This window comes from Saccharopolyspora hordei (assembly GCF_013410345.1).
In the GTDB taxonomy this organism is placed as follows: Bacteria; Actinomycetota; Actinomycetes; order Mycobacteriales; family Pseudonocardiaceae; genus Saccharopolyspora; species Saccharopolyspora hordei.
Window position 1 is genome coordinate 96016 of the sequence record NZ_JACCFJ010000001.1, and the last position, 14296, is coordinate 110311.

The window sequence follows — 14296 nt, forward strand, 5'->3', positions numbered from 1 at the left end:
GTGAGGTCCACCGCACCGGCCGCTCAGCGGAGGCGGTCGGCGATCTGCTCCGGGGTCACGTCGTTGATCCACACTCCCATGCCGGACTCCGAGCCCGCCAGGTACTTCAGCTTGTCCGCGGAGCGGCGCACCGAGAAGACCTCCAGGCGCAGCCAGGACAGGTCGCGGCCGACGCGCACCGGCGCCTGGTGCCAGGCGGCGATGTAGGGCAGCGGGGTGTCGTAGAGGCGGTCGAGGCGGCGCAGCACGTCGAGGTAGGTCTTCGCGAGGTCGTCGCGCTCCTCGTCGGTGAGCGCCGGGATGTCCGGGACCTTGCGGTGCGGCACGAGGTGCACCTCGACCGGCCAGCGCGCCGCGGCCGGGACGTAGGCGGTCCAGTGCTCGGAGTCGACCACCACCCGCCGCCCGGAGGCGCGTTCCGCGGCGAGCACGTCGCCCTGCACGTGCCGGCCGTGCAGTGACAGGTACTCGTCGGCGACGCGCAGCGCCTTCCCGGTCTTCGGCGTGACGAACGGGTAGCCGTAGACCTGCCCGTGCGGGTGGTGCAGCGTGACGCCGATCTCCTCGCCGCGGTTCTCGAAGCAGAAGACCTGCTCCACGCCGGGGACCTCGGACAGCGCGGTGGTCCGGTCGGCCCACACGTCGACGACGGTGCGGGCCTGGGCGGGGCTGAGCGCGCTGAACGAGGAGCTGTGGTCGGAGGTGAAGCAGACGACCTCGCACCGGCCGCGCGCCGGCGCGGAGGGCACCATCGGCATGCCCTCCACAGTGGACTCCTCGCCGGGGATCCCGGTGGCGAACGACGGGAACTGGTTCTCGAAGACCACCACGTCGTAGTCGGGTTCCGGGATCTCGGTGGGCCGCCCGGGACTGCTGGGGCACAGCGGGCACAGCTCGGCCGGGGGCTTGTAGGTGCGCGACTGCCGGTGCGCGGCGATCGCCACCCACTCGCCGGTCAGCGGGTCCCGCCGCATCTCCGACGCCGGTGCCTGCGGGGGCAGCTCGCGGGTGTCGACGGCGTCCCGCACCGTCTCCGGGTCGCTGTCGAAGTAGATGATCTCGCGGCCGTCGGCCAGTCGTCGTGCCGTGCGCTTCACAGTTCCGCCTCTCCGGGGTGCACAGTGGCGGTCAGGTCCAGGGCCTGTCCGTGCCTGCTCATCACGACTCCTCGGCACCTCCCGTGTCCGCCAGCAGCAGTTCCGCGTGCTCGGACACCAGCTGGCGGGCTTCCTCGGGCAGGCCCTGGTCGCTGATGAGCACGTCGACCTCGTCGAAGTCGACGATCGTGGAGATGCCGACGGTCGACCACTTGGAGCTGTCGGCGACCACCACCAGCCGCCCGGCCGCCTCGGCCAGCGCCCGGTTGGTCTCCCCCTCGTTGAGGTTCGGGGTGGTGAAGCCCGCGCGGGCGGCCATCCCGTGCACGCCGAGGAACACCATGTCCAGGTGCAGCGAGCGCAGCGCCTGCACCGCGACCGGCCCGACCAGCGCGTCCGACGGGGTCCGCACGCCGCCGGTGAGCACCACGGTGCGGTCGGTGCGCCCGCGCCGCTGCAGTGCGTCGGCCACCCGCACGGAGTTGGTGACCACGGTCAGGTCGGCGACGTCGTCGAGGTGGCGGGCCAGCGTCCAGGTGGTGGTGCCCGCGGACAGCCCGATCGCCGTGCCGGGCCGGACCTGCTGCGCGGCGAGCGCGGCGATGGCCTCCTTCTCCGCGAGCTGCCGCACCGACTTGGCCTCGAACCCGGGCTCGTCGGTGCTGCGGCCGGTCACCGAGGTCGCGCCGCCGTAGACCTTCTCGACCAGGCCGCGGCGGGCCAGCGCGTCGAGGTCGCGGCGGATGGTCATGTCGGACACACCCAGCCGCAGCACCAGGTCGGCGACCTGCACCGCACCGGTGCGCCGCACCTCGTCGAGGATCACTTCCTGCCGTTGCCGCGCGAGCACGCTCGTCCTCTCCGGTCCACGAACGAACAAGAACCAACATTACCTGAACGAGTGACACGCGGGAGCGTGGTGTGACCAGTCGATCACGACCAGGAGCAGACCGGGGAGCCCGACCACGCTGCGACCTGCGGCGTTGTGACCTCCCGGCCGCGGTCCGGCGACGCCACCGGGCACCGCGGCCTGCTCACCACCTCACCGCACCAGCACAGCCCGGTGCGGAGTTGCCGCACCGCTGTTCATTGCTGTTCGGTCTGCGGCGGGCCGCCCGGCAGCGACATGCGCAGCAGCGCACCGCCCTCCGGCGCTTCCCCGGCCCACACCGAGCCGCCGTGCCGCTCCGCGACCTGCTTGACGATCGACAGCCCCAGCCCCGAGCCCGGCAGCGTCCGCGCGTCCGACGAGCGGTAGAAGCGCTCGAACACGTACGGCCGGTCCGCCGGGGCGATGCCGGGACCGCTGTCGGCGACCTCCAGGACGACCTGCCCGGACGCCGGGTCGGGCAGCAGCTCGACCCGCACCCGCCCCTCCTCGGGACTCCACTTCGCGGCGTTGTCCAGCAGGTTCAGCACCGCGCGCTCCAGCGCCGTGGCGTCGCCCATCATCTCCCAGGGCGCCAGCCGCACGTCGAACTCGGTGCGCGGCGCGCGCCGCCGCGCCCGGCTCAGCGCCCGCTCCACCACGTCCACCAGGTCCACCGGCTCGTGCACCGCCTGCGGGGTGTCCTCCCGCGCCAGCTCCACCAGGTCGCCCACCAGCGCGGACAGCTCCGTCACCTGGGCCTGGACGTCGGCGAGCATCTCCTCCCGGTCCTCCTCCGACAGGCTCGGCGCGCCCGGCCGGGACGAGGCCATGAGCAGTTCCAGGTTGGTGCGCAGCGAGGTCAGCGGGGTGCGCAGCTCGTGCCCCGCGTCGGCGACGAGCCTGCGCTGCCGCTCCTGCGACTCCGCCAGCGCGCTGAGCATGCCGTTGAAGCTGGTCGTCAGCCGGGACAGCTCGTCGTCGCCCTCGACCGGGATCGGCCGCAGGTCCCCGGTGAGCGCGACGCGCTCGGCCGCGGCGGTCAACCGCTGCACCGGGCGCAACCCGGCGCGCGCCACCGCCGTCCCGGCCGCCGCGGCGAGCAGGATGCCGGCCCCGCCCATGACCACCAGCACCACGCTGAGCTGGGCGAGCGTGCGCTGGGTGGGGTCCAGCGAGGTGGACATGACCAGCGCGGCGCCCTGCCCGGCCGGCACCGCCACCACGCGGCTGTTGGTCTCCTGGTCGGTGCGCCGGGACTGCGGCACCTGCCCGCGCGCCACCGCCAGCTCGGCGAAGCTCAGCGGCGGCCGCTGGCCCTTCGGGCCGAACTGGAACCCGTCCGCGCTCAGCACGGTGATCTTGAAGTTCGTCGCGTTGAAGAACGCCACCGGCACCTGCTGCAGGTCCGAGGTGCGCACCAGCGGTCCCTCGGCGGCCTCCACCGCGCGCTCGACCAGGTTGTCGTCGAGCTGCTGGTAGAGGCTGTCGCGCACGGTCACGAAGGCGGCGACCGACACCAGCGCGACGGCACCGGCCACGCAGACCGCCGCCAGCCAGGTGACGCGGTTGCGCAGCGAGACGCGCTGGAAGCGACCTCGGGGCTGGGCCTCGGCGAGGTCCGGTGGGGGTGGGGCGGGGACCGTCACGGCGGCGTCTCGCGGAGGACGTAACCGACACCGCGGACCGTGTGGATCAGCCGCGACTCCCCGTCGGCCTCGGTCTTGCGGCGCAAGTACCCGATGTAGACCTCCAGGGCGTTGCCCGAGGTCGGGAAGTCGTAGCCCCACACGTCCTCGAGGAGGCGGCTGCGGGTCAGCACCTGCTTGGGGTGCGCCATGAGCAGCTCGAGCAGGGCGAACTCGGTGCGGGTGAGGCTGATCGGGCGGTCGCCGCGGCGGACCTCGCGGGTGCCGGGGTCCAGCTCCAGGTCGGCGAAGCGCAGCGCGGCCGGGTGCTCGTCCTGGCCGGTGTCCGACGGGCCGGCGCGGCGCAGCAGCGCGCGCAACCGGGCGAGCAGCTCTTCGAGCGCGAAGGGCTTGGGCAGGTAGTCGTCGGCTCCCGCGTCGAGCCCGGCGACCCGGTCGGAGACCGCGTCGCGGGCGGTGAGCACCAGGATCGGCAGGTCGTCGCCGGTGCTGCGCAGCCGCCGGGCCACCTCCAGCCCGTCCAGCCGGGGCATCATCACGTCGAGCACCATGGCGTCGGGTCGGTTGGCCGCCAGCTGGTCCAGGGCCTGTTGACCGTCCGCGGCGAGCTCCACCTGGTAGCCGTTGAACTGCAAGGACCGGCGCAGGGACTCCCGCACGGCACGATCGTCGTCGACGACGAGGATGCGCATGAGCACAGTCTTACCCCTGGTCCTGAGAACGAGCTGAGAGGCGTCCACCCCGTCGCCGGGCGCGGTGACGACCGTCTCACCACCGATCACCTGGGGTGACCAGCGCGGACCCGGCGGGTCACCGGCGAGGCGGCGATCACGGCGGAGATCGTCACCCTCCCCCGCTGCGCTGGGCCTCCCCGAGGCAGGATGACCACGATGAGGACGACCGGACGCAAGCAGTTCACCGACACCGCCCCCGCAGCCGACCTCTACGAGGTCATCAACCGCCGCCGGGACGTGCGCCGCGAGTTCACCGGCGAGGAGGTCCCCGAGCCCGTGCTGCGCCGGGTGCTCAGCGCCGCGCACAGCGCGCCCAGCGTCGGGCTGTCCCAGCCGTGGGACTTCGTGCTGGTCCGCGACGAGTCCACCCGCCGCGCCTTCCGCGAGCACGTGCTGGCCGAGCGCAGCGTCTTCGCCGCCCAGCTGGACGAGGAGCGCGCCGCCACGTTCGCCAAGATCAAGGTCGAGGGCATCGTGGAGTCCTCGCTCGGCATCGCCGTCACCTACGACCCCAGCCGCGGCGCGCCGCAGGTCCTCGGCCGGCACGCGATCGCCGACGCCGGCCTGTACTCGGTGTGCCTGGCCATCCAGAACCTGTGGCTGGCGGCCACCGCCGAGGGCCTGGGCGTGGGCTGGGTCAGCTTCTACCGCGAGGAGTTCCTGCGCCGGCTGCTCGGCATCCCGGCCGGGGTGCGTCCCGTCGCGTGGTTGTGCGTGGGCCCGGTGCGCTCGCTCGCCGACGTGCCTGACCTGGAACGGCACGGGTGGCGGCAGCGACTGCCACTCGAGGCCGTCGTGCACTACGACAAGTACGACAGCGGTCGCAACCGGTAGCCTGGGGCGACACGACCGCCACGCGGTCCCACCACGAGGTTCGCTCCTGCGAGGAAGCGGTGCAGCACGATGACCCGCTGATGGTCGGCCACATCCCGGCCCAGGACCGCCAGGTGCGGTCCTTGCTGGACTCCGGCCGCTTCGCCGAGGCCGAGGCGGCCTTCGACGAGCTGATCGCCGCGGGGGCGAACCGGGTCGCCGAGCAGTGGAACCGGGCCGCCGTGCTGGTGCACCGAGCGACCCTGGCCTGGCGCCTGAAGCACATCCCGCTGGCCCTGGAGCTGCTCGCCGAGGGGTGGACCGAGCTCGACGTGGACCGGCCCGAGGGGCCGGCCGCTGCGCACACCGTCAGCATGCTCGGCTACCTGCTGGAGACCATCGGCCACCGCGGCCCGGCGCTGGAGATGATGGCGCTGTCGGTGCAGCTGGCCCGCGACTCCGGCGACCCGGCGACGCTGGCGCACTGCCTGTGCCGCGAGGGCAACGCCCGGATCTTCCGCGCCACCTCCCTCCCCACGGAGGAGCGGGCCACGCAGTTCGTCCTGGCCCGCGACCTGTTCGAGGAGTCGCGGTCGCTGGCCCGGCCCGGCCAGGTCAGGCGCTCGGCGATGGCGGGCCTGGCGCGGGCGCTGGTCGGCATCGGCGACCGGGAGACCGCCGAGCGCGTCGCCCAGGAGGCCCTGGCGCTGGCCCGCGCCGCCGACGACTGGTTCAGCTCGTCGGTGGCGAACTGGGTGCTCGCGGTGGTGCGCCGCCAGCAGAACCAGCTGGAGGAGGCCCGCACGCTCGCCAGCCGCGCACTGGACGCCGCGGAGACCATCCGCGACACCATGCTGATGATGCAGTTCTCGCTCGACCTGGCGACGATCTGCGACGCCCTGGCCGACCCGGTCGGCGAGGCCGCCGCGCTGCGTCGCACCGTCTCGGCGAGCTGGGCGGCGGTCGAGGCGCTCCGCGAGGGCCTCGGCCAGGCGCTGGAGCAGCGCCGGGTGGCCGTGCAGGCCCAGCGCATGGCGCTGGCCGCGCGCGAGGCCGCGCTGCGCGACCCGCTGACCGGCCTGACCAACCGGCTCGGGCTGGAGCGCCGGGCTCCGCTGCTGCTGGAGCAGACCGCGGCCGCGGGGCGGGTGCCGTGGCTGGTGCTGCTCGACGTCGACTGGTTCAAGGACGTCAACGACCTGGCCGGGCACACGGCTGGTGACGTCGTGCTCCAGGAGGTCGCGCACCTGCTGCGCCGCGAGTGCCGCGCCGACGACCTGGTCTGCCGCTGGGCCGGGGACGAGTTCGTGGTGCTGCTGGTCGGCTCCAGCGAGGACTCCCAGGAGGCCGGGCCGGTGGTCGCCGAGCGCATCCGCGCCGCGGTGCACAACCACGACTGGCGCCTGGTGCTGGGCCGGATCACCAAGGCACCGACGGTGAGCATCGGCGTGGCGGCCGGACCGGCGACGCTGGAGCACCTGTTCGCGGCCGCGGACATCGCCCTGTACCGGGCGAAGCGGGCCGGGCGCAACCGCGTGGAGATCGACGAGAGCCCGGCGACCGACTCCCCGACCACGGCGTGACGGGCGCGGTGGAGCCGTTCACCCCTCGCTGATCTCGCGCCGCGCCCGCTGGAAGTCCTCGACGGCCGCAGCGTGCTCGCCGCGGGCCTGCAGCACCTCGCCGCGGGCCTGCAGCGCAGCGGCGAGGACCCGCCGGTGGCCGGAACCCTCCGCCACGGCAACGGCTTCCGCGCACTCGACCAGTGCGTCGTCGACCTCACCGCGCTCGACGAGCAGCCGACCGCGCAGGCCGCGCATCCGCGCCTCGGCGACGGGATCTGCGAGCGCCACCGCGGAGGCGACCCCCGCGGACAGCGCTTCCAAGGTGTCGCCGGCGTGCTCGCCCTGCTCGTGCAGCGCCCACAGCGGCCCGTCGCACAACGCGATGACGTCGGTGTGGCACCCGCTCTCGGCGGCCAACCGGACCATGCCGACCAGGTTGACGCGCTCGCTGCGCAGCCACTCCAGCGCCGTCTCCCGGCTGAACGGGTTCTCCCCGTCGAGCTCGTCGTCGACGACGCGGAACCGGCCCGGTCCCGTCACCGCCCGGTCGGCGAAGGCGCCCTGCCGCCGGTACCAGGCGAGGAGGCGGCCGAAGTCGTCGTCGCGGTCGACCGCGTCGAGGGGCCCGGCAGCGTGCCCGCTGAGGAGGTCGGGGAGCAGGAACTGCTCCAAGTCGTGCTCGTCCACCAGACAGGTCCTGTGCAGCTCGGTGAGTCGGTCGTCGGCGTGGTCCCGGGGGGACCGGCTAACGCCGCGACCCCCTGGTGGCCGTGCACCGCCTCCGCCCGCACGACGTCGCCCGCAGCACCTGTGTCCACGTCGCCCACACCCCCTCAGCACGATCGGTGACGATCTCCTGACGATACGTGACCGGCCCGGGAGCCATCGTGAACGGCACGACACCAACCGGTGCCGACCCGCCCCGACCGGCCAGGTACTCTCCAAGCAGGCCCTCGTAGCTCAGGGGATAGAGCACCGCTCTCCTAAAGCGGGTGTCGCAGGTTCGAATCCTGCCGGGGGCGCGGAAAGAATTAGCCTGTTGACCTGCGGCGGGACGCCAGATCGATGATCTTGGCTCCGTCCGCAGCATCCCCAGATGGGGGCAAGATGGGGGCAGCGTTAGGAGCCAGCCCCCCGTCCAGGGCCGCGGCGACCGCCGCCCACCGCTCGGGTTCAGCAGCGAGGACGCGCACGGCCTCGGCGATCGCATCGGAACTCAGCCCGTCCGGAGTCGGTTCCGGGCCGCCGATGATGTCGCGCACCTTCGCCCACCGGGCATCCGCCAGGTGCGCGTACCGCATGGTCGTCGTCCAGGACTTGTGCCCCAACAGCGCCGACACCGTCTCGATGCCGGCCCCATCCTGGATCAGCCACGACGCGTACGTGTGCCGCATATCGTGCGGCGTGCCCCCTGCCAGCCCCGCGCGCTCCGCGACGGAATCCCAGTGCCGACGGCGCATGTTCCCGTAGTTCAGTGGCGTTCCAGCCTTGGATGCCAGCAGCAACGCCCCGGTGCAACGTCTCCCACCACGGTGTCGGGCCCGGCACCGCTTCGGCGGATTCCGCTTCACGTAGTCGTCGATGCGGCCAGCGAGCCGCCTGGTGATCGGCACACCTCTGCGACGTCGCCCCTTCGGGTAGGGCTTGATCTCGTTGCTGTGCTTGTCCCAGGCCTCTTGCACCTGGATCACGAGTCGCTTGGTGTCGACGCGTTGCAGGTGCAGCCCGGCGAGTTCACCCCAGCGCAGACCGGTCTCAGTGCCGATGTCGATCAGCAGGTCAAGCAGTTCGCTGTCCTCTGCCGCAACTCCGCGAAACCGCGCCACCTCTGCGCGCGTCATGAAGTACTCGTCGTCGGCGGTGACTGTCTCCAACTTGATCCCCACTCTCGGCGAGACCGTGAGCAGCTTCTCGTCGACCGCTCCCCGCGATCCGGCTGCGCCACGACGCCCCCGCCCGGAAAGACCAGCGCCCCACGTCGACCCCTTGATCGGGTCCGACGTGGGGCGCGTTCGTCATTGCTGGGTGAGCTCGTCGACCAGGCGGTGAAGTTGGCTGGCGAGTTCGGGGTGGTCGCCCATGCTGGTGCGGCGCAGTAGGCGGGCGGCGACGTAGAGCAGCGCGGTGGTGCCGGTCGGGGTGTCGAGCACGTCGGCGAAGGCTGCCCGCACGGTCGCGGCGGTGCGGGGTGAGAGCAGGCTGTAGCAGTACAGCGACGCCGCATCGGTGCCGACCGGGCCGCGGCCCCACAGCTCCCAGTCGAGCACGCCGAGTTCGGGTTGCAGCAGATTCGCCCAGTGCAGATCACCGTGCACGGTTTCCCACTCGGCCACCTCGATCGACAGCCCGAGCGCGTCGTGGACGGCCTTGCGGATCCCGGGTGCGTCCTTGCGGATCCGCGTCGTCGGAGTTGCCCGGAGCACGTCGAGGCTGCGGCGCAGCTCACCCCACCACTCCGCAGGCAGGTCGACCTCGGCCCGCAGCACGTCAGTGTCCGAGCAGCGACGACCCGGCACGTAGGTCATCAGCTCGGCGCGCTGCCGCCGCACCCCGGGGACCTCCCACTCCACGACGTCGAGCACACGGGGTTTTCGGATGCCCGTGATCGCGTTCGCGTCGGCGTTACCGGTCCACCAGTCGCCCTCGGCCCACTGGACTTGCTCAGAAACCACCCGCAGCCACCGGTGCCCGTCCGGGCTGGCGGCCGGGGCGCTGATCGACCGCAGCCGCCACCCGAACACCGGCTCGCCCGTCACCGTCACTCCGAAGTGCTCGGCGGCGCGCGCCAGGTTGGCGCGCATCCATTCGGAGAACTGGCGGTCGGCCTCGGCGACCTCGGCGGCGGTGGGTTCCATCAGTCGATGATGTGCCGCAGGTAGCTGTCTGGGTTGGCCAGGTAGCGCCGCCAGTGGTCGACGAGTTCGAGTTCGTCCCACTTGATCCGCCGGAACCCGTGCTCGCCCACCTCGATGATGTCCGCACCGGGTGTGGCGGCCAGGATCGGCGAGTGCGTCGCGCACACCACCTGCGCGCCGGTCTTGCCCAGCTCGTGCATCAGCCCGACCAGCCGCAGGCACGAGGTGAACGACAGCGCGGCCTCGGGTTCGTCCATCACGTAGAAGCCGGGCTTGGCGAACATCGCCCGGAACACCGCGAGGAAGCCCTCGCCGTGCGACATTTCCGCGGTGTTGTCGTCCCAGTAGCCCGGCACCCCGCCGAGGTTCTCGGTCATCTGGAACGCCGTCTCAGCCCGCAGGAAGAACCCCTGCTTGCGGGAGCGGGGACCGCCGAGCATCCGGGAACCGGCCGCGGTGGTCTCCAGCGTCAGCACCTCACCGAGCGGGGTCTTGGTCGGATTCGGGCGGCCGCGCAGCGCGGCGAGGCGACCGCCGTAGGAATCGAGCTTGAACCCCTCAGCGATCGCCTCGACCAGCGTGGACTTGCCCGAGCCGTTGTCGCCGACGAAGAACGTCACCGGCGCCTCGAACCGCAGCCCCTCATCGACGAGCTCGGCCACGCACGGCACCGTGTATGGCCACCGGCCACGCTCAGCGCGGCCGGGCCGGTTCGCCTCCCTGACGTAGGCGCGTCGGACGAACAACAAGGCTCCCTAGGCGTCGTAGTTCGGCATGCACCCGCCGTTGGGGCCGCAGGGCCCGCTACCAGTGGGCCAGCACTGCGGGTTGCAGGCGGGTCCGCAGTTCGGCCCGCACTGAGGATCGCACGCCGACCTCGGACGGCCAGCGAAGGCGGCCCGCAGTGTCTCGCCGACCTCACCCGCCCGCGGTCCCGCCAGGATGTCGGCGAGCGGACGTTCGCGCACGTTGCCCACCGGCATCCACCGGGAGAACACGCACGGCCACACCTGCCCGCTCGGGGAGATCGCGATCTTGCCGTCGCCGCAGTGCCCGCACAGCTCATCCAGCCCGGCCGCGCCGGTGCGCACTCCGCGGCCGACCTGCCGGAGCCGGTCGTTGCCGATCTCGGTCACGCCGAGCTCGCGCAGCTCGGCCACCGCCTGGTCGCTGCACTGCCCCTCCCACAGGTTCACCACACCAGCCCGCAGCGGGATCGAACGCCGCAGCGCCTCGACGATGTTGGCCTTGGTCCGCTCGTAGGTCCGCCGGCGGGTGATCGCGGCGTGCTCGCCGGGGTCGGTGGAGTAGTACGACGTCGCCAACCGCACGCCAGGCTGAGTGAACACGTCCCACAGCACGGGATGGATGCTGACCATGTTGGTGAACACCTCGACCTCGACGCCCCGGCCGAGCGCGTGGTTGATCAGCACCGGTAATGCCGGGTGCCGGGTCGGCTCACGACCACCACGCCGTCACCCGACCGGACAACTCCGAGAAGCAGCAGGACCGCTTCCACCGCGATGACGACCGGGACGATCCACCGCCCCCACGCCGCCAGCCGGGCCGGCGCCGGGGCGTTCGTTCGCTCCTGCCCGCTTCGCACGCGTTCACCGTGTCATGTCGCCCGGGCCTGGAGGCCCTTTTCTCGGTCCTGCTCGTCCTTCGCCTGGAGGCGTTCACCTGACCGGACCAAACTCCCGGAACCGGCACTGCGTGCTCGACGGCGCACGCCACCGCATTCGCCATCGCGCCAACGCCGGCGGTGACGCCGTCACCCTCCCATCCCCGGTTCCACGAACGGATCAGCAAGGCATGTGACCTGATCCCCGGTGCAGCCCAGCCGACCCGCTCGCCTGGTCTCTCGTACCGCCCACCAGGAAGCGCAACAGCTCAGCGGCCTTCCCGGGGGCGCTGCGGCCAAGCGTGATGCTCAGCGGATCGGCGCCCGCTCCGCGCAGCGAGTTCTCAGTCGGGTTCAGCCGACCGCGTGCACGGGCGGCGCCGCGACTGGCGCGCACATCGATCGCGGTGCCACCACTGTGTTCCGGGGCATGGATCTCTTGATCCTCCCGCACCTCATGAGTTACCGATCAGTAGGACGGTTCATCGCTGCGGTCGACGACGCGGTGTTCACGAGTCGGGCCGGGCGGAGCACTGCCCGCCACCGGTCCCGGGCGGTGGCCCAGCCGTCTCACCCACGCACCTCGAAGGAGTCGCCATGCCCTCGCTCGACCGCCAGGACAACGTCTTCGTCCTCGACCTCGGAGACGGCGAGAACCGCTTCCACCCCGACTGGATCCGAGCGGTCGGTGCCGCGCTCGACGAGGTGGAGAAGGCAGAGGGCCCGCGCGCCCTGGTGACCGCCGCGACGGGGAAGTTCTACTCGAACGGGCTCGACCTGGAGTGGCTGTTCGCCAACGCCGACCACCACCACGACTACGTGGTCTCCGTGCACGAGCTGTTCGCGCGACTGCTGTCGCTGCCGCTCATCACGGTGGCCGCGCTGCAGGGGCACACCTTCGCTGCCGGCGCGATGTTCTCCCTCGCCCACGACTTCCGCGTCATGCGCGCCGACCGCGGCTTCTGGTGCCTGCCCGAAGCCGACATCAACATCCCCTTCACCCCCGGCATGGCCGCCCTCATCCAGGCCCGCCTGGCACCGCAGACCGCGCACGAGGCCATGGTCACCGCCCGCCGCTACGGCGGCACCGACGCCGCGGCCGCAGGCATCGTCGACCGGGCGGTCGCCGAGGACGCCGTGCGCTCCACCGCCATCGAGATCGCCCAGGAACAGGCGGGCAAGGCCGGCGACACCCTCGGCACCATCAAGTCCCGCATGTACGCCCCGGTCCTGGCCACCCTGCGCGACACCACCAACCCGCTCGGCTGAGAACGCCCCGTGCTCCGCGGCCGGGACGGTCGGGCTCCCCGTCCCGACCGTCCCGGCCGCGGCGTGATCAAGCCGACGACGCCGTCCACATCGGACTGCAGGCGAGGCGGGGAGACGTGCTCACCGGGTCAGCTGCGGCACCCTCCGGCAGCGTGTCGCGCACGGTTCCCCGCCCTTGACCCGCCGGAACGTCACGCGTCCGTCGCCGGTGGCTCGCCGCTGTCCGACGGCAGGTCGAGGGTGAGGCCGGTGCCTCGGCACCGCGGGCACGGGCGGCGGCTGGGGACGAACTTCGGCGAGGAGCCGGCGCCGTAGCGGGCCTGGACGGCGGGGACTTCGCGCTCTCCGCCGCAGTGACCGCACTTGTCCCGCGGCCAGCAGGTGCTCGGCAGCGCTTCGGCCAGTCGGACCACCCGCATCCGCAGGTCGCGGAGGCGTTGCGGCTCCTCGTCCGGTCGCGCGTGGCGTCCGGCGACGTCGGCTTCGACGAGCGCGGCCTCGTAGGCGCGCACCGCCTGTTCGACGTCGTGCTGGACTTCGATCTGCTTGCGCATGGTCGTCGGCCCCTCCGTTCGCGGGCTGGTGTCCTCAGCCGGTGGTGATGAGCTCCTGCGGGACCGGCTGGTCGGCGGCCAGGGCGCCGAACAGGGCCTGCGCCTCGTCCCGGTCCCACGTGACGACCGACGCGCCGTCGTCGGTCTCGGCGAAACCGCCGAAGGGCACGGTCGTCGTCACGCCCTCGCCGGAGGCGACGCCGTTCATCGCGAACGCCGAGCCGGCCAGGTGCCACACGTTGTCGCCCTGGCCGACCAGGAACGCACCGGAGGTGTCGAGGACGAGCGGGAACAGCCGCACCGGGTCGAGGTGGACCTCGGGGCTGGAGGCCTTCTCGGTCAGCGCGGCCAGGAACTCCCGCTGCCGCTCCACCCGGTCCAGGTCGCCGCGGGCGGAGGCGCGGGTGCGCACGTGGCCCAGCGCCTGCGGGCCGTCGCGGGTCTGGCAGCCCGCCTCCAGGTCGAGGTCGGCCCTGGGGTCGTGCACCGGTTCCGCCCCGCACGGGTCGACCCCGCCGATGGCGTCGGTCGTGTCGGCGAACCCACCGAGGCCGATCTCGGCGCAGTGGTCGATGCGCACGCCGGTCGAGGCCTCGACCGTCCGCGCCGGCAGCCGGGGGCCGCCGTAGGCGAAGGCCGCGGTGAGCTCGTCCTCGCCCCGGCCGGGGACCGGCACCGAGGAGTCGCGCGGCAGGCTCACCGTGGTGGGCATGCCGTCGCCTTCGGGGACGTGCACGAGCACCACGGTGTCGGTGCGCCGCCCCGCGGCGTCACCGGTGCCGAGCTCGGCCTGGCGCCCGGCGTCGAGCCCTTCCCGGCTGTCCGAGCCCACCAGCAGCCAGTTCGTGCCCGGTCCGTCCGCGGGCCGGTCGCCGTCGGCCGGCAGCGCGTCCTCCCGCTCGAGCGAGAAGTCGACGCAGGCGAGGAAACCGACCAGGGCCGGCACGGGGACCAGGACCGCCCTGCCCGGTCGTCTGCGCCGCACCCGCGGGGGCTCCTGCGCGTGCGGCGGCCGTTGCTGCGTGGAAGTCATCTCGCCGTCCGGGTTCTCCGTTCCCGCGGACCTGTTCCGCGGCCGTGCGGCGGAAGAGCATGACATGACGGCGTCTGTCTGAATAGGACTGGATCCACATCGGGGGACAACGAAGCAGAAACGCGGTGATCACGCCCGAGCAACTGTTCTCCCCCGAATTTCGTTGGTTTCCCGAAACCAACCTGGAGCGCCGCTGGCTGGCACACATTCCTGAACACATTTTGCTTTCAAGCCT

The 14296-nt window shown here is 72.5% G+C and carries 14 protein-coding genes and 1 tRNA gene; 4 read left to right on the plus strand and 11 right to left on the minus strand.

Annotated features, from left to right (window positions below; translation table 11 throughout):
* Positions 1-23: 23 nt before the first annotated feature.
* The 4 genes from galT to HNR68_RS00470 all read right to left on the minus strand — a co-directional run bounded on the left by galT (position 24) and on the right by HNR68_RS00470 (position 4306).
* The gene (gene galT, locus HNR68_RS00455) at positions 24-1097 is read right to left on the minus strand and encodes a galactose-1-phosphate uridylyltransferase (RefSeq protein ID WP_179716514.1); all 1074 of its coding nucleotides are present in this window, start codon (positions 1095-1097) and stop codon (positions 24-26) included.
* 61 nt (positions 1098-1158) lie between these two features.
* The gene (locus HNR68_RS00460; protein WP_179716516.1) at positions 1159-1947 is read right to left on the minus strand and encodes a DeoR family transcriptional regulator; all 789 of its coding nucleotides are present in this window, start codon (positions 1945-1947) and stop codon (positions 1159-1161) included.
* Positions 1948-2183: 236 nt separating this feature from the next.
* Positions 2184-3614 (minus strand): ATP-binding protein, encoded by a 1431-nt coding sequence (locus tag HNR68_RS00465; protein ID WP_179716518.1) that lies wholly within the window; start codon positions 3612-3614, stop codon positions 2184-2186.
* On the minus strand, positions 3611-4306 hold the full coding sequence (locus tag HNR68_RS00470) for a response regulator transcription factor (RefSeq protein WP_218888150.1): 696 nt from the start codon (positions 4304-4306) through the stop codon (positions 3611-3613). The genes HNR68_RS00465 and HNR68_RS00470 overlap by 4 nt, the downstream gene beginning before the upstream one ends.
* Before the next feature lie 198 nt (positions 4307-4504).
* Here HNR68_RS00470 and bluB point away from each other — a divergent pair, with 198 nt between their 5' ends.
* Positions 4505-5182, plus strand: coding sequence for a 5,6-dimethylbenzimidazole synthase (gene bluB, locus HNR68_RS00475; RefSeq protein WP_179716522.1), 678 nt, complete (start codon positions 4505-4507; stop codon positions 5180-5182).
* Between the two features lie 59 nt (positions 5183-5241).
* A complete protein-coding gene (locus HNR68_RS00480) occupies positions 5242-6744 on the plus strand; it encodes a GGDEF domain-containing protein (protein WP_343049861.1) in 1503 nt (500 codons plus the stop codon).
* A gap of 18 nt (positions 6745-6762) precedes the next feature.
* Here HNR68_RS00480 and HNR68_RS00485 read toward each other — a convergent pair whose 3' ends face one another.
* A complete protein-coding gene (locus tag HNR68_RS00485) occupies positions 6763-7413 on the minus strand; it encodes a cyclase family protein (protein WP_179716524.1) in 651 nt (216 codons plus the stop codon).
* A gap of 262 nt (positions 7414-7675) precedes the next feature.
* On the opposite strand from HNR68_RS00485, the gene HNR68_RS00490 reads away from it, so the two are divergent.
* Positions 7676-7748: transfer RNA gene (locus HNR68_RS00490), tRNA-Arg, on the plus strand.
* A gap of 9 nt (positions 7749-7757) precedes the next feature.
* Here HNR68_RS00490 and HNR68_RS00495 read toward each other — a convergent pair.
* The 4 genes from HNR68_RS00495 to HNR68_RS00510 all read right to left on the minus strand — a co-directional run bounded on the left by HNR68_RS00495 (position 7758) and on the right by HNR68_RS00510 (position 11014).
* The gene (locus HNR68_RS00495) at positions 7758-8612 is read right to left on the minus strand and encodes a tyrosine-type recombinase/integrase (RefSeq protein ID WP_179716526.1); all 855 of its coding nucleotides are present in this window, start codon (positions 8610-8612) and stop codon (positions 7758-7760) included.
* Between the two features lie 129 nt (positions 8613-8741).
* Positions 8742-9581, minus strand: coding sequence for a phosphotransferase (locus tag HNR68_RS00500; protein ID WP_218888151.1), 840 nt, complete (start codon positions 9579-9581; stop codon positions 8742-8744).
* Positions 9581-10243, minus strand: coding sequence for an AAA family ATPase (locus HNR68_RS00505; protein ID WP_343049862.1), 663 nt, complete (start codon positions 10241-10243; stop codon positions 9581-9583). Before HNR68_RS00505 ends, HNR68_RS00500 begins: the two co-directional genes overlap by 1 nt.
* 93 nt (positions 10244-10336) lie before the next feature.
* On the minus strand, positions 10337-11014 hold the full coding sequence (locus HNR68_RS00510) for an SPASM domain-containing protein (protein ID WP_343049863.1): 678 nt from the start codon (positions 11012-11014) through the stop codon (positions 10337-10339).
* A gap of 788 nt (positions 11015-11802) precedes the next feature.
* On the opposite strand from HNR68_RS00510, the gene HNR68_RS00515 reads away from it, so the two are divergent.
* Entirely contained in the window at positions 11803-12474 is a 672-nt protein-coding gene (locus HNR68_RS00515; protein ID WP_179716530.1) for an enoyl-CoA hydratase-related protein, read from the plus strand.
* A gap of 191 nt (positions 12475-12665) precedes the next feature.
* Here the strand turns inward: HNR68_RS00515 and HNR68_RS00520 are convergent, their stop codons facing one another.
* Both HNR68_RS00520 and HNR68_RS00525 read right to left on the minus strand, forming a co-directional pair.
* Positions 12666-13028, minus strand: a complete 363-nt coding sequence (locus HNR68_RS00520) for a hypothetical protein (protein WP_179716532.1) — start codon at positions 13026-13028, stop codon at positions 12666-12668.
* 34 nt (positions 13029-13062) lie between these two features.
* Complete coding sequence (locus HNR68_RS00525; protein WP_179716534.1) at positions 13063-14061, minus strand: LCP family protein; 999 nt, start codon at positions 14059-14061, stop codon at positions 13063-13065.
* Positions 14062-14296 lie beyond the last annotated feature (235 nt).

Excerpts from the sequence above, each read along its gene's own strand:
- HNR68_RS00470 (WP_218888150.1), bottom strand. The coding sequence starts at position 4,306 with ATGCGCATCCTCGTCGTCGACGACGATCGTGCCGTGCGGGAGTCCCTG.
- bluB (WP_179716522.1), top strand. The coding sequence starts at position 4,505 with ATGAGGACGACCGGACGCAAGCAGTTCACCGACACCGCCCCCGCAGCC.
- HNR68_RS00500 (WP_218888151.1), bottom strand. The coding sequence starts at position 9,581 with ATGGAACCCACCGCCGCCGAGGTCGCCGAGGCCGACCGCCAGTTCTCC.
- HNR68_RS00515 (WP_179716530.1), top strand. The coding sequence starts at position 11,803 with ATGCCCTCGCTCGACCGCCAGGACAACGTCTTCGTCCTCGACCTCGGA.
- HNR68_RS00520 (WP_179716532.1), bottom strand. The coding sequence starts at position 13,028 with ATGCGCAAGCAGATCGAAGTCCAGCACGACGTCGAACAGGCGGTGCGC.
- HNR68_RS00525 (WP_179716534.1), bottom strand. The coding sequence starts at position 14,061 with ATGACTTCCACGCAGCAACGGCCGCCGCACGCGCAGGAGCCCCCGCGG.